This window comes from Micromonospora andamanensis (assembly GCF_016863495.1).
Lineage (GTDB): Bacteria > Actinomycetota > Actinomycetes > Mycobacteriales > Micromonosporaceae > Micromonospora > Micromonospora andamanensis.
Genome location: NZ_BOOZ01000001.1, coordinates 70,683 through 87,668 on the forward strand (window position 1 = coordinate 70,683; position 16,986 = coordinate 87,668).

Genomic DNA, 16,986 nt, shown 5'->3' on the forward strand with positions numbered 1-16,986 from the left:
CGGTCGCACCCACGCTCACACCCTTGCCCTGAGCGCGGCGAGGTCCTGCGCGAACGTGGCAACTTCTGGAAGCTCTCGGTGTCGTGCCATATCACGGCGCAGGTTGGCGACGCGATCGATCACCCGTGCCGAGCTGATGCCCTCGGCTTGGCGCAATACTCGGCGCCCAACGTCTAGCGCCTGCTCAGGTTCGTCGGCGAGAAAGAGCGCGCTGCACAGACCGACCTCGTTGAGCGCGCTGCTCCGCACGTTCCCAGGGCCGAAGGCAGCTATCGCATCCGCCACATAGCGCACCGCCGCCGACCCGTGCTTCTTGTCCTGACGGGCTTTATCGCGGTAGACGCGGCCGTATTGAGCCAGCAACTCCCCACGGTCGTAGAACGCCATCCAGCCCGGCTCCCGATCTGGGTGAATCCGCTCGAACTGCGAGCTGGCCTCACCGAGCGCTCGATCGGCGGCTGCGTAGTTGCCCAGAGACGCTAACGAGGCCGCTTCCGCCCCCAGGATCAGGGCTTTGACCGCAGGCATGGCCTGGGAGCCGAGCTGTCCGCGAGCGAGTTGAAGGGTAGCCAGGGCGTCCCGATTGTGTCGTAGGTGTTGAAGCTGCTTGGCCTGCGAATACCGGATCATGGCGGTTAAGGAGCCATCGTCAGCGGCCAGGGCTGCCCGCTCACCGGCGACGAAGTGTCGCTGGGCGTCCGAGTGTCGCCCCGCATCCAAGGCCGTCCAGCCAGCCACCTGCCGAGCCGCAGCCACAGCGGCGACGAGCTGAGGTGTAAGGCTGGTGGGGTGCGACCAGTCGAGCATCCGATATACCGACTCCGCGAATCGGGCCACCTCCTGGTAGAGAACCCCACCGCCGCACTCATAGTCGACCGACCGGTATAGGTCGAGAACGGCGTTCAAGCGCGCGACATCGGCAGTGCCAACTCGCCGGGATCCTGAAGCGGTGGCACCGCCAAGCAGCCCCGCGCCGGCAGCCACGGCGGCGATGCCTGCCAGCAACATCCGTCGGCTCTCGTCCGGACCTTTGATCCCTGGAATCGCCTGAGGTGCTGACCTGCTCCCGCAAACACGTTCTCCATCCACGACGTGGAACCACAGGTGTCCGGCGGGTATGCGCAGCAGCGCTGCCCAGTGGGCAAGCCGGTCCAGGTGCACCAGCGGGGGGCCGTTCTCGACGCGGCTGAGCTGGGCCTGGGTGATTCCCAACCAGCTCGCCACCACGGCCTGCGGCAACGCTGCCCTTCCGTGGTACGGGTGGTGTCGGTACGCCCGGATCACCCGTCCGAGGTGTCGTTCCACCAGGGCCGCCCGCAGCGGCGGATGCGACCAGAACGACGCCGGAACCTCCGGCGGTGCGCTCAGCCTGTCGCGTTCGGCGGCCTGGCAGGGCGCGCAGCGTCCGCTGTCGTTGTCGCGGGCCAGGCGTGCCCCGCAGCGGGGGCAGTTCGCAGGTGTCACCGGCAACCTCGCCGTTCGCGGGCGGCTGTGTCCATTGCGCTCTGTCGAGCCTAACCATTCAAACGCCTCCCTGGGCTTGCGGTATACGCGCCACGTATATCGGCAATGCCCACAGCGTTATGAGGATCGAGGGCATCCGGGCGCAGCCTGCGGTGAGACCACCCGACGGAAGGAGCAGGATGCTCACCATCGACCGAGTCGGCACCGGACGGGCGCTCGTCTCCGACGAGCTGTTCGCCCAACTGACCGCCCGCATCGCTCACGACCACCCCGAACTCGCCCCCGACCTGCCGGCCCGAATCCTCGATCAGGCGCTCGCCTTCCTCGGGACCTGCGCGACCGCCACCGGACCGCTCGGGCCGAGCGACCTGGTCGACATCGGCTGGCACACGTTCATCCTGCACACCCGCGAGTACGCCGACTTCTGCCAGCGCATCGCCGGTCGGTTCATCCACCACCAACCGGAGCCCACTTCGGAGGAGCCGCCCTCCGGACCTGAGCCGATCGGTGCTCCGATCTCCCGGACGGTGGCCGCGATCACCGCCGCTGGCTTCGCCGTCGATCATGAACTGTGGGGTGGCCGGGTAGCCGAATGCACCCAGTGTCACGCCGGCTGCACCGACAGCCCGACTCGATAGGCGGGCCACCAGCGGTCCCGGGCATAAACTGCCCGGGACCGCTCGCCCTCGGGAGGCCACCGGATGCCGCGTCGCCGCGACTGGCACGAGCTTCCCGAAAAGTTACGCCGGCAGATCGAACAACGCACCGGTGCGGTCCATGCCGCCTACTCCGTACCGACCGGTGCCTCCTGCGACCTGGCCGCCGTTGTCGACACCGACACCGGCCGGGTCTTCTGCAAGGGCGGCGAGACCGAAGGACTGGCAGCCTGGCTCTACCGCAACGAGGCCCGCGTCAACCCCTGGCTACCCGACGGGGCACCCCGCCTGCACTGGACGGTCGAAGCGGAAGGCTGGTTGATCCTCGGCTTCGAGTACGTTGCCGGCCGGCATCCCGACCTTGCGCCGGGCTCGCCGGATCTGACTGCGGTCGCGGACCTGCTCACCGCACAGAGCCGCCTACTGACTCCCAGCCCGCCCGTCCAGGTGCAGCGCTTCGCTGACCGTTGGCGAGGGCTGATCGCGCCCGGCCTGGTCGACGGCGACACGCTGCTGCACACCGACATGACGCCGCGGAACTTCCTCGTCGCCGACCGGCTGCGGCTCGTCGACTGGTCCAGCCCGGCGCGCGGCGCGGCGTGGATCGACACCGCCCTCATGCTGGTCCGTCTCGTCCGCGCCGGTCATCCACCAGCCGAAGCCGAGGCATGGGCCGCGCAGATCCCCACATGGGCGCACGCCTCCGACGAAGCGCTGTACGCCTTCGCCGACGGGCTGGTGTGCCTGTGGGAGCGCAAGCAGCGGTCCACACCAGGCCCTCACCACGGACCGTTGCTCCGTGCCGCCTGCGAGTGGCGGGGCCACCGGGCGACTCGCAAGAGCCGATAGCCGACGGCATCGGACAAGTGCCTATCAGCTAGTCGAGCAGGTCATTCGGCCCGCCCCGCTAATTCCGCAACTTCAGGGTTACGACGGCTCGTGCGCGGTCATCGGGGAGTAGCCTCCCGGGCATGCCCGAGCCCTTGAGCGACGACCTATTGGCCGGCTTCACGTCTCCTGTGCCGTACACAGTGGAGGCTGTGGCCGATGCTCCCCGCGCGCCCGGCGTGCACGTGGTCCTCGACGACGGCACGGTGATCTACGTGGGTCGGACCGGGAACCTACGCAACCGCCTCCGGCAGCACCTGACCGGCAATCGCGAGTCGTCGGTGCTGCACGAGCAGGTCGGCCAGATTCTCGACAAGCAGGTTCCGGTGGCGAGCGCGCACGACATCGCCGACTGGCTGGGCCGGCGGGAGATCCGCTGGCAGGAGACCGACAACCCGGAGGGTACGAAGGAAGCGCTGGTCTTGGCCCTCAAGCCGCGCTTCAACCGTCAGGTACCGCACCCGCGCCGCTGAGCCGGGTCGTGCTGCCTGCAATACACCGACGGACACTTGAGTGCCCGAGGTTACGCGATCCGGAGACGGTGAACGGCTGTATACCAATCCAGTTGAGCAGGTAGAGGTGTCACGGCGACCGCCGCGTCCTGTAGCAGTCGCAGGTGTCGGGCGTAGCCCGGGTGTGCGGCCAACTGCTCCTTGACGTTCGGAAACGCATGGACCGGGATGCCCGCACCGAGCGCTTCATTGAGGATCCCGAGCGCGAGAGTGTCGTTGATGCCCTGTGCCCACTTGTTGATGACGTTGAAGGTGGCGGGCGCGACGGCGACGGCCGTGGCCGGTGGATGAGGTTCCGGCTCGTCCGGCTTCCGCCATTCCACCCGCACGGGGTACCCGGTCTGCTCTGCCAGCGCCTTCCGGTCGATCCAGGTCGCGGCGGTCGGGGTGGCGGTGAGACAGACAGTCCAGCCGTCTTCCTGTAGTAGATCGATCAGCTCACCGATCCGCAGCACCGGAGGCGCCGCGCAAACGACCAGGGCGAGTACGCGTGACTGGCTCATGCCAGCAGTCCGGCCCGCTCCGCGAGAGGCCGTAGCCCTGGCGTCGCCGTCCGGCGCTCCTTAGCCAACAGGTTGAGCAGGAGCGTGCGGGCCTGTACGTTCGCGTACACCATCTCGGCGGCAACCCGCTCGGCTTCGAGCAAGTGAAGCACGCAGATTGACCTGTCATTGGACGACATCAGCGCTGCCGCCGCCAGGTCGACGTGCACCTGTGCCCTTCGACCGATCAGCACGATGGGCAGTCGCGACGTGTCGAGCCGAGCGCCAATCTCCACTGCCTGGTCCGCGTTACCCGATCGCACGGCGGCCGACACCGCGTGAATGACGACGTTCGTCGGGCCGAAGCCGGTCCACAGCCGGTTGCGGCCGGCGCCCAACGTCGTTGCCAGCCGCTCGGCACGCGTGAGGAAGTAGCCCGCTTGCTTCGTGTCGCCCTGACCAGCAGCCACGACGGCAGCAAGAAGTAGTAGCGCACCCTGAGCGGAGAGCAGGTCAGGATCGGAGGTTGGCTCTGCCGAAGCCAAGGAGTCGATGCTGGTTCGTACCACCTGCTCGGCCTCTGCCGACCTTCCCGGCTGCCCCATCAAGCCGCAGGCCGCCTGGTAGGCGGCAACAGCAGTAAGCGCCCGATCGTCGGCCAGGCGTGCGGCGGTGGATGCGCGGTCCGCCGTCAGTAGGGCCGCCTCACCGTCACCCACCTTGGCCGCGAGTTTCGATGCGGCGATGTAGGCGGCGGCGAGCAGTCGAAAAGCGCTGGTTCGGTGTATGCCGGCGGCGTTGTTACTCAGGGCCGTCGCCTGGCCGAGCACGTCCGGCATCAGGCGGGCCGCTGATGTGTAGCTCGCTCGCTGGTAGAGGTTGTGCACCCTGCCCACAGCGCGTCGGACCTCTGGCAGCGGTGGTGCCGGTCGTGCTGAGTCCGTGAGATAGGTGCTGAGGAAGGTCCGAAGGCCGCTCAAGAGATCAGACCTGGCGGCGGCGGAAACGGGATCACGCTCCATGTCCCTCACGGCCTGTCCTCGATGCGCTGCCACCGACACGTCGACGAGCATTTCGTCGAGCTGTTCGAGCGTAACGCCCAACGCCGAGGCAATGCGGGTGCGATGCCACGGCTGCGGATCAGTTTCCGCATTCTCCCAGCGCACCACAGTGGACCGTTCGACGCTGAGCAGATCAGCCAGACGCTCCTGGCTGTATCCGAGAGCCTTGCGCCGCTGGCAGAGCCGGTGTCGCTTCAAGGCCACTGCCGATCTCCCTTCCTTTGCGGTCACTGTAGTAACCCTGCGTCGACAAGGTGGGTACGCAGATGCCTCATTTCTGCGTCAGGCAGGCTCCTTCGGCGCTGTAGTTCCTGGTCAATCACTCGCCGAGGCTGAACGTATGGCCCGGGGCGGGTGCTGGGCTCCGGTGGTGCCGACCCCCGACGGTGCGCCGTCCCCGCCCGCCTCGGTGCCGCAACCACAGCAGGGGAGGGACATGGATTCGATTGACGAGGTGCTCGGCGAGCTGCCGATGCCGCCGTACGTGACAGCAGAGGATGTCGGTTTCGCGGTGCGGGCGGTGACCGTACACGCTGCGGAGCAGTGGCCCGAGGGGCCGCGCTGCCGGAACGACCGCGCGCCGCATCCGTGCCGGCTGCATCGGTGGGGGCGGCGGGTGCTGGACCGGCGCGGCCTCAGCGACAGGCAGGTGCAGGCGCTCATCGCCGAGCAGGAGGCACCGCGGCGATGATCTACCTGTCCGGGGAACGCCTGCAATCGCATCACGTCCGCGCCGCCGAGTTCGACAGGCGCTGGCGGGGCCTGGACCCCGCTCAGGTGTACGACTATCTCGACCGGGTCGCCGACGAACTGGCCCGGCTGCACCGGGAGTTGACCACCGCGAACACCGAGTCGGAGCGGATCCGGCAGGCGTTGCGGCAGTGGCAGTCCCGGCACGCCGAGTGTCGACCCCACGGGCATTCGGCGGGGGAGCGCAGGTGACCGGGGCGGCTGGCGACGACGCGGTGATGGGCGAGGTTGCCGCGAGCTTCCGGGCCGGTCTGCAGGCGTACTCCCCGGGGCTGTTGCCGGAACGGGCGACGGCGCTCGTCGTCGCCGCGCTGGCCCGCCTGGTCGGCGGCGGTGGTGACCGGGCCGGGCGGTTGGCGCTGCTGGCGGTGCTCGGCCGGGTCCACCGCCGGTACCGGCTGCGCCCCGAGCACGGCCCGCTCATCGGTGCCGCGCTGGCACCTGTGGCACCACGGCTGTGCCCGCAACAGGTCGGCTGGGAGCGACGGTGGCGGCGGGCCTGGGCGCTGATCGAGCGCGCCGCCGGGCGGATGGGCGACGGGCCGGCGTTCTGGCCGGCTGAGGTGGTCGGCCGCGACCTGGCCGCCGACGGCATCGTCATCCTGACGGTACGCCCGTGGCGGCGGCTGCCGTTCCGCCCCGGTCAGGCGGTGCCGGTCTGCCTGCCGCAGCATCCCGGCCGGTGGCGCTGGTACTGCCCGGCGAACGCCCCACGCCCCGACGACGCCGTCGAGCTGCATGTCCGCGCGGTCCCCGCCGGCACCGTCTCCCGCACCCTCGTCCATGAGGTACGCCCCGACGACCTGCTCCACCTCGGCCCACCCGTCGACATCGGCCTGAGCCTGCCCACCGCCCCGGAGCCGTCCCCTCCTGGCGGCCCTGCCGAGGCGGCATCCGCCAGGGCAGCGCCGGCCGGGGCGGGACGAGCCGCTGCCCGGGATCTGTTGCTGGTGGCCGGCGGCACCGGGTTGGCACCGCTGCGCGCCCTTGTCGAGCAGGTAGCCACCGGGCCGGACGGTAGCCGGGTGACCCTGATCGTCGGCGCACGCACAGTGGCCGACCTCTACGACGCGATCAGTCTGGACAAGCTGGACCAGGCAAACTCCTGGCTGACAGTCGTCCCGGCCTTCTCACACGACCCGTTCGTCACCCCCGCCGAACAGGGCTACGCGCTGAGCCTGGGGCTTTATCACCACAGCTGCGGCCAGCACGTCTACGTCTGCGGCCCGCCCGCGATGCTCGACCTCGCCCGGCAACTACTTCCCGCCACCGGGATACCCGCCGACCGGATTCACCTACCCACGATTCTCTGACGACCGCGTGTCCTCGGGGGGTGTTAATCACATCGAAAGATGTGAGACCTTGTATCGGTCAGTGACCGCCTCGATACAAGGGGTGATTGGCGTGGGGGTTGATGACGAGCCGTCGGAATGGTCGGTCGACAAGTTCGGCCCAGACCTGGTCCGTGACCTGCGGGCGCGGATACCCAAGGCCCTCCAGCGGGCCGTCGAGCTGGCCCAGAACGCGCGGGAGGCGTCGGCGCTGGACACGGATCATGCTTTCGGCCCGACCCGCTGGAAGCAGCAGTACGAGTCGCTGCACGAGCACCTCCGGGACCTGCCGGATGTGCAGGACGTGCATCCGCCCGGCGCGCAGGTGCGCGTCACCATCTGCCGTAACCACCTGCTGTTGCCCTGGATGTACGCCAAGCGCCGCGGTCTCGACATGCGACGCGTGCGGGGGCGACTCAAGAACCAGCTCGTCCGTGACCTGCTGATCCTCTTCGGGCCGGCGCCTGGCTACGACGAGCCGACCCTGCCGGGCATGCCCGCGACGCCGGACGAGGCCCGGGACCGGACACTGCTGCGCGCGGCCATCGAGGAACTCACCCCGCAGCCCAGGACGCTGCTCGTCGGCTTCGCCTGCAACTCGGACGAAGGGCTGCTCGGTGTCTCCTGGGGTGAAGCCGCTCTCGCTCCTGGTGGTGGGCTGGACTGGGGACCGGTCGAGGAACTGTTCCGGCTCGCCTGACCGTCAGGCCCGATGTGCTGGCCGCGCCCGAGGTCGGCGCCAGCTCACGCGGTCGTGTCGCCGTACTCGCGGATGTCGTTGACGTCGAGGGTGATCCGGCTGTTGTCGGCCCACTCGCCGGTGGCCTGCTGCCAGCTGCGGTCGTCGCGCTCGTCGATCGCCGACCAGTTCGGACGGTGGTGACGGAGGTAGATGGGGCCTGTCGACTCGCCGGGGGCCAGCTTCCCGGCGGCGAAGGTCAACTCGATCCAGCCGGGGATCGGGGTGCCGGGCGGCGGGAAGACCGTCGGGGTGGGCGTCGGAGTCCGCGGCAGCGGCGACGTGGTCGTCGCGGGTGCCATTGACGATCCCGAGGCGGGCGGCGATGGCGTCGCCGAGGCGGGCGGTGGCGGGCCCGGCGGCAGGGGTGGTGGGAAGTACTGGATGTGGCGGTGCACGTTGGCGCAGCCGATCGCCGCCCAGTCGCAGTTGGTGACGAGCGAGGTGTTCCCACCCTCGAACGTCAGGTGGTAGCGGACCCGCACGTCAGCCAGGTCGAGCGGGGCGGTGCCCGTGTTGACGACCTGGAGGACGTGCTGGATCTGGTTGTCCGTCGGCGACCAGCTCAGGTTCCGGTAGCTGACCCGCGCCTTGCCGTACGCGGTGCGGACCGGGGTCACCGCCGAGTCGAGGGAGTACCCGCCGTCGGTGTACGCCCACACGGTGAGCCGGTATCCGGTGCCCGGCGCGAGATCGGTCAGGGTGAGGTCGGTGCCGGTGGTGGTGCCGAGGCTGCGGTACACGTTGGGGCCGAGCCAGGCCCGCACCTCGTGCCGGATGGGCGTCCCGCCCGGCTCACCGATCCAGGTCGACGGTGACCAGGTCAGGGTCAGCAGGTGCGGCTCGTTCGCCACCACCACCGGTGCGCCGGGAGTGGTCAGGACCGGATCGTCGGCCGCACGGGCGACGGCGGTGCCGGAGAGCCCGAGCACGATGCCGAGGACTGCGACAAGAGTTACCCGACGAGCACGCATAGTGCGTATGGTAGCGGCCAACATCCATCTCTATCAATCGCTGAGGCTGCTGGTAGGTCTGTCGCATTGCACGGCCCGCAGATGATTCCTGCCGTTGCGACAGTGAGGTTTCCCGTCGCCGGGATACCCGTCATGCGGATCCATCGTGCCGTTATCCGAAGGTGGTGGATGCGAATTTGCATAGGGCAATTGCTTCCCTAGATGCAATTGAGGCAATTGGAGAATGGTGAGGAGCTGTTCTTGGGGCTGCTGATGGTGATCTGGGCTGGGAGTTTCCTAGGCTGGGTTTGAGAGCGGTGGCCTCGACGAGGAGGGTGGGCTCGTTCTTCCGGACTGTTGTCCGGCATCGAATGCTGCGCTGCGGGGGTTCCAGATGCCGATTCTCGTTTCTGTCCGTCCGCTATTTACGGCGATCTTCACCGTGTTGCTCCTGGGAGTGACGGCGCCCGCACCAGCTCTGGCCGGGCCGACAGAGCGATCCGCCGTATCGGTGGATTTGACGCGGTACCTCGCCGTCCATCCGGGCGGCACCGTGCTCAACGACAATGAGATCAGCTACCAGGACGGCGAACTGATCGTCACCCTCAAGCCCGCGGTGGGCGTCTATGGAGTGGCCGACTGCCCCTCAGGTTGGTTCTGCTTCTACGAGTGGCCACACTACGGCTACCCGCGCGGCAAGCTCTCCTCCTGTGGCTGGCAGAATCTCGCCAATTGGAGCTGGCAGTTCCGGGTCGAGTCTGCGCACTACAACCTCGGCAACGGCTATGTGGCCTTCTACTACCATCAGAGCCAGGAGCTCTTTCGCGTGGGCGTGGGCAACCGGGTCCGCAGCGACGCCGCGCCGCATCGGAACTGGGCGAACTACGTGTACCGGCATTGCTCGTAGGCAGGCCCCTACTCGCAGGGATCGTCCATGGTGTTCGTGCGCGTGTTGACGAGATATCGGTACTGGCTGAGGAGTACGTCGTCGCGGCTGAGTTCGTAGCTGAGCAGCCGGCCGGTTGCATCGAACAGCAGGGTGTCCTGCCTGCCCTCTCGGTCCTCGGCCCGAAAGGCGGCCCCGCGCTGCCCGGCCTCGTCGACGTACCTACCGACGAAGTCAATCCCCGGCGTCCTGGCGAGTTCTCGCAGGAGGACCGACCGCTGCGCCGGATCGAGCGGGTGGAACTGGTAGAACCTGACGACCAGCCGCATCATGCCGGCGGCGTCGCGTAACTCAGGTGGTTGCTTGCGGAACTCCCGCCGTAGCTGGTCGCGTAGTGCGTCCGGGCCGTCCGCCGGCATCGGCATGACGTCGGTCATCCTCTTCTCGGAGAAGATGGAGGTCGTGGTGCCGACCGGCGCGCCCTCCTCGAACTCCGTCTCGATCCGCTTGCCAGACTGCTCGGGAGTGAACCACAGCTCATACCGGTGGTGGCTGACCAGTTCGGGATTCTCCTGGTTGCCGTTCCACGACTTCACCTCGTGGTGCGCGCACGCGTACCTGCCCTGCGGTGAGTCCTCCGGCAGTGCGGCGACGTCGTCGGCGAGCTTCTCAAGGGTGTCGGGTAGCGGAGCGCTACGGGCGCCACTGTTCCGAGATGAGGCGGACGAGGGCGCCCGCGACGGGGAGATGGTCTGATTGGGTGCATTGACATTGTCGTTGCGCCGTTCAATCAGCGGGATCAGCCCTACGGCGCCGGCCACGCTTACCAGACTGGCGAGCGGGACCGCAAAGGTGCGGAGGTGGGGCAGGCGTAGCTTGCGGCGCGGCGGCGGGACGGGCCCTGCGGAGCGGTCATGGTGTGGTTGCCGAGGCTGCGGAGCGGGACTTCGCGGAACGGAAAAGCTGGGCAGAGCACTCGTTTCCGATTCGGCGAGGCCGGTGCCGACCGGGGTCACAGTGCCGGCACCCGTACCGATAGGGCTGGTCACCGGATTTGCCGGCCAGTGAGCGGACGCGTCGTCCAATGCTGGTCGGGAGGTCCCGAGGTCCTGGGGTGCCGGCTCGGGCGTCTGCCCCGCAGACGACACGAGGGGAGTCTCCGGCCGGGGGTCGTGGATCCAGAGTGGTCGGGGACCGATGGTCAACAATTGCTGGTCGAGGCCGACCGCCGGGCTCTTTCTGCCGTGTGGGCCGGTCCGGGCGGTGGGCGGCAGGAAGACCGGCAGCACCGAGGCCGTCGGTGGGATCAGCGTTGCGCCATCCTCCTTCGGCAGAGCCTGGTGATACGCCTCCAGCGCCTCCACCGCGAGATCCCAGCACCACCGGCGCCCCGGCTCACCGAGGTTGGTGAAGGTGAGGCAGACCAGTGCATGGGCGACCAATGCCAGCGTCCGCTGCTGGCGCCACTCCAGTCCGCAGTCCGCTTGCCGGGCATAGGTCAGTCCGACTTGGTGAACGCCCTTGATCAGCTGAGCCAGCCCCGGCAGCAGACTTCCAGGGGGCGAGCGGTCGGGGTCGATGAGGTATCGGCGCAGGGCATCGGCCTGGTTCCGGGGCATCCTGTCGCCAGCTTCCCCGTCGGGAGTACGCGGTGCGATCGTCCTGAGCAGGGTGGTCATCAGGAGGAAGTACACGTCCCGGGTGAGCGCTCCGTCGTCTCGGTAGCCGCCACAGTCGACAAGCAGGAACTGCTCGTACTGCAATTCACCACTCTGGCGCGGCACGAGTACATTACCGCCGTGGGTGTCCCCGTGCGTGTGGCCGGCGAAGTAGACGATTGGGCGCCCGCTCAGCGGCGAATCGGAGCAGGTGAGCAGGTGCAGTGGGTTCGGGCGACGTACGTCGCCGAGATCGAGCCACGCGTCGGCGGTCGCCGACAATCCGAGTTCGCGGACCGCGGCCAGCACTGACTCCTCTGTGGCAAGCGCTGCCACCTCCTGCCGAATGAACCCACCGACAGTGGTATCGGCTGTCGGTACACCAGCTCCGTTCGGTCCCGCGTCGGCGGCGTTCCAGTCGTTGAGAAGCAACGCGGCGATCTTCGGGATTGCCTTCGACTGCTCGTCGTCGGTCAACTCCGCGAGACTCTTCACTTCGTCGCCACCGTTGGCAACGCGTTGAATCAACAGGTAGCGGTCGTCATCAACTCGGCAGCAGCCGACCTGCTCGACGATGTGGCGCTGAGCGAAGCCCGGATGTGACCGCTGTGCGCGGCGATGCCCATCTGCCTGCTCAAGCGCCGAGTCGGCCGGCACCACCTTGACGATCCGCTTCTGCATCAGTGATCGACCTCGGTCAGTGCTGGTCAACGCGACGCAGAAGAGGAGGGCGTCGCTGTATTGCGGGCCGGGCCGAAACTCTCGTACGACTCGGACGTTGCTCGCGCCGGTGAAAGCTTCCACGGCCGAAGCGATGCGCTCATCCGCGAGCCGACTGTCGTAGGCGGGTCTTTTGCCCATGTCCCTCGTTGGACCTTCCAAGGTGCGGGCGGGCGGGCCAGTGGGGTTTGCCCGTCCGGACAGCGACACGTGCCTGTGTGTCGGCTCAATCTAGCTGACTGTCGGACCAATCAGCACGTCACCCTCATGCGAGCCCAAAACCTACTAAAAAGTAACTAGCTGATCACTTGAGGTGTCCTCTTGGGAGCGATGGGTCACATCTAACGCTCTGGATTTAGAATCGGTTACCGGACCCGGGAGGCCGCCGTGACCGACCCCGCCAAGTCCCTGCTCAGTCGCCAGACCGAGCCCGAGATGATGGCCTTGCTGCGGGCCATGTCGGTCTGCCATGCCCGGGCGCAACGGCTCGACAACCTCCGGATGATCCTCTCTATCCTGCTCGGTGTGACGGGCGCCGTGGTAGCCCTCACCGGCGTGTCGTCCACGCTGGTCACCGCCGTCGGTGCCCTGTGGGCGTTGGCGAACGCGGTCGGCTTGGGCGTTTGGTCCCGCGGTCAACTCGGCCGCGCCGCCGCGCTTCAGGAAATGTTCGACGTGCGACTTTTCGGCCTGCCCTGGAATGCCCTGGCCGCCGGAGGCGAGGTGAGCGCCCCCGAGGTGAGTCGCCTGCACCGGGCGTACCGGGGCGATGAGACGTACCTACGCGACTACTACGAGGTGCCGCTTCTGCCCAGCCCGTACGATGTGCTCGCCTGTCAGCAGCAGAATCTCGGCTGGGGTGCCCGGGTTCGTCGTCGTTACGCGCACATGGTGCTCGGTGGTACGGCGGCGTGGGGCCTGCTCGGAGTCGTGTTCGGGGTGACTGCCGAGCTCACCGTCTCGCAGCTGCTGCTTCAGTGGTACGTGCCGTCACTCGGCGCTCTGCTGCTCGGCCTGGAGATTTACCGCAGCCAGCGGGACGTGGCGGCCGAACGAGAGCGCGCACTGGCGGTGATGCAGGAGCGTATCGCCGCTACGGTCGAGCGAGGCGCCGACGCCTCCTCGGCGGAACTGCTCACCCTGGCCCGGCAGGTCCAGGATCTGATCTTCCGGAGTCGGCAGGGGCAGGCCCGCGTACCTGATTGGTTCTTCCGGCGGTTCCACGCGGCGGATCGGCAGGACTTCCAGGTAGCCATGAGCGCCCTCACCCGGCTGCTCCAGGACGCCCGGCTCGTGACGCCTGGTCGTACAGAGGGATCGCTCACGTGATCCGGCGACCACCCGAGAGGCCGGGCGTGCCTGTCGGCGAATGGCTCGGACCGGTCGTGTGGCCTGGGCGAGATGCTCATCGGGACTCGATCCGGCCAAGCGCTCCCGGCTCCACCCGCTTCCAGGCTTGGTCACCTGGGACGAGCGCGCTGCGCAGGTACGCAGTGGTGGCGCGCTGGATCAGGGCGACCCGTTCCGGGCTAAGGGTCCGGGAGTCGAGGTGGGTCGGCTGGAGCACCGCGAAGCGGTGTGCCGCCCAGTGCTCGACAAGCGGCCGTACATGTCCATGTTGCCGCCGGAGCCGTGCGCGAACACGACGATCGGCAGCCCGGAACCGGTCACCGGGGCGGTGACCCGGACCTGGAGGGCCCTTCTGGCGAGCAGCCCAACCCCGTACGACGCGCTCACCGCGTGGATCGACCTGTTCGTCGACTTCCTGACCCCAAGCACGGCCTGGCCGAGGCGATGCACTCCGCCGCCGCCGCCTTCGAGCCGCTGCACGCGTACTTCCTCGACCACCCGATGCTGACGGTCACGCTGCTGCTGAACGCCGCCGTCGACGCCGGCCAGATCAACCCGATCGACCCGCCGAACCTGTTGCAGGGCGTCGGCAACCCTGCATCGGCGCCTCAGCCGGCTCCCGCTACAACCCCCGCCACCTGGCCGCCCTCCTGATCCGAGGGCTCCGAACCGCCCCAGCCTGACCGTGCGAGTTTGGTGTCAGCCAGCTGCTGCGAGGACGGCATTGTTCAAGGGAACCTCGCGGAGGAACTGGACGCGAGCATCGCCGTCCAGGCTGTCGGCCTTGCGGTTCACCTCCGCCACGGCACGGATCACAGATTCTCGTGCCCCCTGCTCGTCGCCGAGCGCCTGCTGGATGCGGCTGTGCCGGTACAGCACTTCCTCCACGCAGACAGCCGGGACCTGCCAGCCGGCATCCCTGATGTGGTCAACGGCCAACTCACTGAAAGCCATCGCCTGCGGGAACGTGCCCTCCAAGAAGTGCCACTCGCCGAGCAGCGACAGGGCGGTTATCTCACTGCGCCGCATGCCGGTACGTCGCGTCTCTGCCAAGGTGTCGTTGAGCACGCTCAACGCTTGGCCCATCATGGCGGGGTTGTTGTTGGCCAGCGCGAGGAGGCTCGCTGCGTAGAGGTTTGCCACGAGCGGGGCGAGGTTCGCCTGCCAGGTCGCCTCGGCCTCGATCCGGGCCTCTTGTAGAAGCGCAAGTCCGGCGGAGTCGTGCTGGTCCAGCACTACACGACTGCCGAGATACGCGAGGTTGACGGCGTGCCAGCCGTCCGGCTCGCTGCCGTCATGAAGCGTTGTCGCCTCGGTCAGCAGCCGCTTTGCCTCCACGTAGTTGCCGATCGCGGTCTCTACCTGCGCCAGGTAGTTGAGGCCTATCGGTAAGAGCCCGAGCGCGGGCTTGCGGCGGACGGTGGGCACCGAGGCCCGGAGCCGAGTGAGGGCCGGCCCGAGCCGTCCCGCGTCGAAGAGGCTGACCCCCAGTTGCAAAGCAGTCATGTGCCGGGCGCGCTGCAGCACGGGATCGTCAAGGCTGTCAGGCAGGTCACCAGCGGCCTCTTCGGTCCGGCGGAGAACGTCGAGGCCAGACTCGACGTTCACCTTCGGCAGTTGCCGCCCGTACTCACAGCCAGCCAGGAGGATGTTCCTCGAGTCGCCACTGGCTAGGGCGGTCTCCCAGGCGTCCCGCAGAGGGCCGATCGCGGCCGGGACACCACGGGTGTAGAGCAGGACCTTGCCCTGCAGGTATCGCACCCGGACTCCGAGTGCCTCGTCGTTGGCGGTGCGGGCGGCCTCCAACGCCTCGGCCGACAGGGCCTCCAGACGTACACTGCCGTCTGCCTCCGGCCGGGTACGCCAGCTCAACTCGCTTGCGGTCAACAGCAGCTCGATCAGCTGGGCGCGCAGCCGATCGGCGTCTGGCACCGGTGCTGCGCGCCTGACATCGTGTAAACCCTGCTCGGCGATCGCGATGACCTCGCGGGTGGAGGTACCGGTCCCAGCCAGGCGGCAGGCGGTATCGTGCGCTACCTTCGCTGCCGACAGCCAGTCGCGACCGAGTCGGTGATGCCGGATCAGGTCCAACGCGAGCTCCTGGTTCAAGTCGGCGAAGTCCCTCGAATGCTGATACAGGATGCGGCCAACCTTGCGGTGCCGTTCGCGGCGCTGCCGCTCGGTCTGGTCCCGGTAGAGGGTTTCCTGAAGCAGGTCGTGTTCGAAAGCGTAACGATCGGCGTCTAGCACGTCGTCCCAGTCGTCGGCGTCGACCGGGTACACCATGCCCGTTTCGGTCGCCAGCCGGTGTAGCCGATGTGCCACCACGTCGTGGTCCTGCCCCGCGATGTTCGCCACCACGCTGCTATGGAATGAGCGGCCCTGTATGGCTGCGATAGACATCAGACGTAGGTCTTCCGAGGACAGTCGCCGCAATCGCGCCTGGATCACCAGCCGAACACGTGTGAGAAGCGCATCGGTGTCATCCCCCGCCCGCAGGCCAACCGTTCCGGCGTTGTCAGCGGCTGGCAGTGCGGCAAGCGGCTGTCCCCTGTCTAGGTAATAGCGTAGTAGGAGGGGATGCCCGCCGGTCTGGTCACAGAGTCGCCGGGTCACCTGGGCAGACGTCGTTCCGACGAGCAGGCGACCGAGTTGTTCGACCGCCGCAGGCGGTAGACCGCCGAGCCGAACCCGGCGGGCCCCCTGCGTCTGTAACTCGTCGATCAATTGCTGGGCAGCGGGATTGTCGGGCGTTTCGTCGTGGCGCAGCGCCAACACGAACAGCACCGGCTGGTCCTGCACGGCGCGGGCGAGATAGGACAGCGCCGCGCCGGAACTCCCGTCGATACGATGTACATCGTCGATGATTACAACAGCGGGGTGCTTCGCCCTCAGCAACGCAAGCGTTGCCTCCGCCATCGAGCGGGCAGCCGTACGGTGATCCACCAGCGGTGCGCCGGGTACTGGTCCCGACAGGGATTCAGCGACCATCTTCAGCGCCTCTCCGACACCAGGCACCATAGTCAGCAGTTCGGGCCACCGCGTCTTCATCCCCTCACCGGAGCGGCGCAGCAGGCGGCGGTGGCGCGGAGCGCTCTGTTCAATGAGCCATGCCAAGTCGACCAAGGGTCCATAGGCAGTCAACTGTCCTACCTGCGCGTGGCAGCGCACTGACAGAAACGTCGGTGCACCTCCCGACTCGGCGAGTTTCGCGAGCATTGCGCTTTTGCCGATGCCCGCCGAACCGTCGATGATCAGGAAACCTCCGCGACCTGAGCAGGCCGATTGCACCTGGGCCATCGCGACCTCGAACTCGCGCTCGCGGTCGACAAAGGTGTCCACCGGCATCGGGCCCCCTATGCATCAGTGCCGCCGTCCTCAATCTTGTCAGCACCGGTGCAACCCTGGGTCGCCTCCGGGCGGCTTGCAATCAACGCACCACCGTCAACTGGCGTTCTCCGTCGGGACGGTCGAGTGTGGCGAGGTGGGGCGGGCGTTCTGCGGGTTGCCCCGGATGAGGGTGGTGGTGATCCCGG

Annotated in this window: 16 protein-coding genes and 1 pseudogene; 10 read left to right on the plus strand and 7 right to left on the minus strand. The window is 67.9% G+C overall.

Annotated elements, in window-relative coordinates:
* Positions 1–15: 15 nt before the first annotated feature.
* Positions 16–1,464: a helix-turn-helix domain-containing protein gene (locus Van01_RS00300; protein ID WP_203997582.1), complete on the minus strand. Its 1,449-nt coding sequence runs from the start codon at positions 1,462–1,464 to the stop codon at positions 16–18.
* 179 nt (positions 1,465–1,643) lie between these two features.
* Here Van01_RS00300 and Van01_RS00305 point away from each other — a divergent pair, with 179 nt between their 5' ends.
* The 3 genes from Van01_RS00305 to Van01_RS00315 all read left to right on the plus strand — a co-directional run bounded on the left by Van01_RS00305 (position 1,644) and on the right by Van01_RS00315 (position 3,481).
* Positions 1,644–2,102: a glycine-rich domain-containing protein gene (locus Van01_RS00305; RefSeq protein WP_203997584.1), complete on the plus strand. Its 459-nt coding sequence runs from the start codon at positions 1,644–1,646 to the stop codon at positions 2,100–2,102.
* 63 nt (positions 2,103–2,165) lie between these two features.
* Positions 2,166–2,969: a hypothetical protein gene (locus Van01_RS00310; protein ID WP_203997587.1), complete on the plus strand. Its 804-nt coding sequence runs from the start codon at positions 2,166–2,168 to the stop codon at positions 2,967–2,969.
* A 122-nt stretch (positions 2,970–3,091) separates the two neighbouring features.
* Entirely contained in the window at positions 3,092–3,481 is a 390-nt protein-coding gene (locus Van01_RS00315; RefSeq protein ID WP_203997590.1) for a nucleotide excision repair endonuclease, read from the plus strand.
* A 50-nt stretch (positions 3,482–3,531) separates the two neighbouring features.
* On the opposite strand, the gene Van01_RS00320 is transcribed toward Van01_RS00315, so the two are convergent.
* Both Van01_RS00320 and Van01_RS00325 read right to left on the minus strand, forming a co-directional pair.
* Positions 3,532–4,023, minus strand: coding sequence for a flavoprotein (locus Van01_RS00320; protein WP_203997593.1), 492 nt, complete (start codon positions 4,021–4,023; stop codon positions 3,532–3,534).
* Complete coding sequence (locus Van01_RS00325; RefSeq protein ID WP_203997597.1) at positions 4,020–5,267, minus strand: helix-turn-helix transcriptional regulator; 1,248 nt, start codon at positions 5,265–5,267, stop codon at positions 4,020–4,022. The genes Van01_RS00320 and Van01_RS00325 overlap by 4 nt, the downstream gene beginning before the upstream one ends.
* A 232-nt stretch (positions 5,268–5,499) precedes the next feature.
* Here Van01_RS00325 and Van01_RS00330 point away from each other — a divergent pair, with 232 nt between their 5' ends.
* The 4 genes from Van01_RS00330 (at position 5,500) to Van01_RS00345 (ending at position 7,844) form a co-directional block, all read left to right on the plus strand.
* Positions 5,500–5,754: a hypothetical protein gene (locus Van01_RS00330; protein ID WP_164449974.1), complete on the plus strand. Its 255-nt coding sequence runs from the start codon at positions 5,500–5,502 to the stop codon at positions 5,752–5,754.
* On the plus strand, positions 5,751–6,005 hold the full coding sequence (locus Van01_RS00335) for a DivIVA domain-containing protein (protein ID WP_203997600.1): 255 nt from the start codon (positions 5,751–5,753) through the stop codon (positions 6,003–6,005). Before Van01_RS00330 ends, Van01_RS00335 begins: the two co-directional genes overlap by 4 nt.
* Positions 6,002–7,126, plus strand: coding sequence for an FAD-binding oxidoreductase (locus Van01_RS00340; RefSeq protein ID WP_239098790.1), 1,125 nt, complete (start codon positions 6,002–6,004; stop codon positions 7,124–7,126). Before Van01_RS00335 ends, Van01_RS00340 begins: the two co-directional genes overlap by 4 nt.
* A 91-nt stretch (positions 7,127–7,217) precedes the next feature.
* Positions 7,218–7,844 carry a hypothetical protein gene (locus Van01_RS00345; protein WP_203997603.1) on the plus strand — a complete coding sequence of 209 codons (627 nt, stop codon included), beginning with the start codon at positions 7,218–7,220 and terminating at the stop codon, positions 7,842–7,844.
* A gap of 44 nt (positions 7,845–7,888) precedes the next feature.
* Here Van01_RS00345 and Van01_RS00350 read toward each other — a convergent pair whose 3' ends face one another.
* On the minus strand, positions 7,889–8,857 hold the full coding sequence (locus Van01_RS00350) for a cellulose binding domain-containing protein (protein WP_203997606.1): 969 nt from the start codon (positions 8,855–8,857) through the stop codon (positions 7,889–7,891).
* 373 nt (positions 8,858–9,230) lie between these two features.
* Between Van01_RS00350 and Van01_RS00355 the strand changes: the two genes are divergently transcribed.
* On the plus strand, positions 9,231–9,743 hold the full coding sequence (locus Van01_RS00355; RefSeq protein WP_203997609.1) for a peptidase inhibitor family I36 protein: 513 nt from the start codon (positions 9,231–9,233) through the stop codon (positions 9,741–9,743).
* An 8-nt stretch (positions 9,744–9,751) separates the two neighbouring features.
* On the opposite strand, the gene Van01_RS00360 is transcribed toward Van01_RS00355, so the two are convergent.
* Positions 9,752–12,061 (minus strand): hypothetical protein, encoded by a 2,310-nt coding sequence (locus tag Van01_RS00360; RefSeq protein WP_203997614.1) that lies wholly within the window; start codon positions 12,059–12,061, stop codon positions 9,752–9,754.
* 426 nt (positions 12,062–12,487) lie between these two features.
* On the opposite strand from Van01_RS00360, the gene Van01_RS00365 reads away from it, so the two are divergent.
* Positions 12,488–13,429, plus strand: a complete 942-nt coding sequence (locus tag Van01_RS00365; protein WP_203997617.1) for an S-4TM family putative pore-forming effector — start codon at positions 12,488–12,490, stop codon at positions 13,427–13,429.
* A 199-nt stretch (positions 13,430–13,628) separates the two neighbouring features.
* Here the strand turns inward: Van01_RS00365 and Van01_RS33910 are convergent.
* A pseudogene (locus Van01_RS33910) lies at positions 13,629–13,846 on the minus strand (hypothetical protein); the annotation flags it as partial.
* Between Van01_RS33910 and Van01_RS00375 the strand changes: the two are divergent.
* A complete protein-coding gene (locus tag Van01_RS00375; protein ID WP_203997623.1) occupies positions 13,841–14,104 on the plus strand; it encodes a hypothetical protein in 264 nt (87 codons plus the stop codon). The pseudogene Van01_RS33910 and the gene Van01_RS00375 overlap by 6 nt on opposite strands.
* 45 nt (positions 14,105–14,149) lie before the next feature.
* Here Van01_RS00375 and Van01_RS00380 read toward each other — a convergent pair whose 3' ends face one another.
* Positions 14,150–16,798, minus strand: coding sequence for an ATP-binding protein (locus Van01_RS00380; protein WP_203997625.1), 2,649 nt, complete (start codon positions 16,796–16,798; stop codon positions 14,150–14,152).
* Positions 16,799–16,986 lie beyond the last annotated feature (188 nt).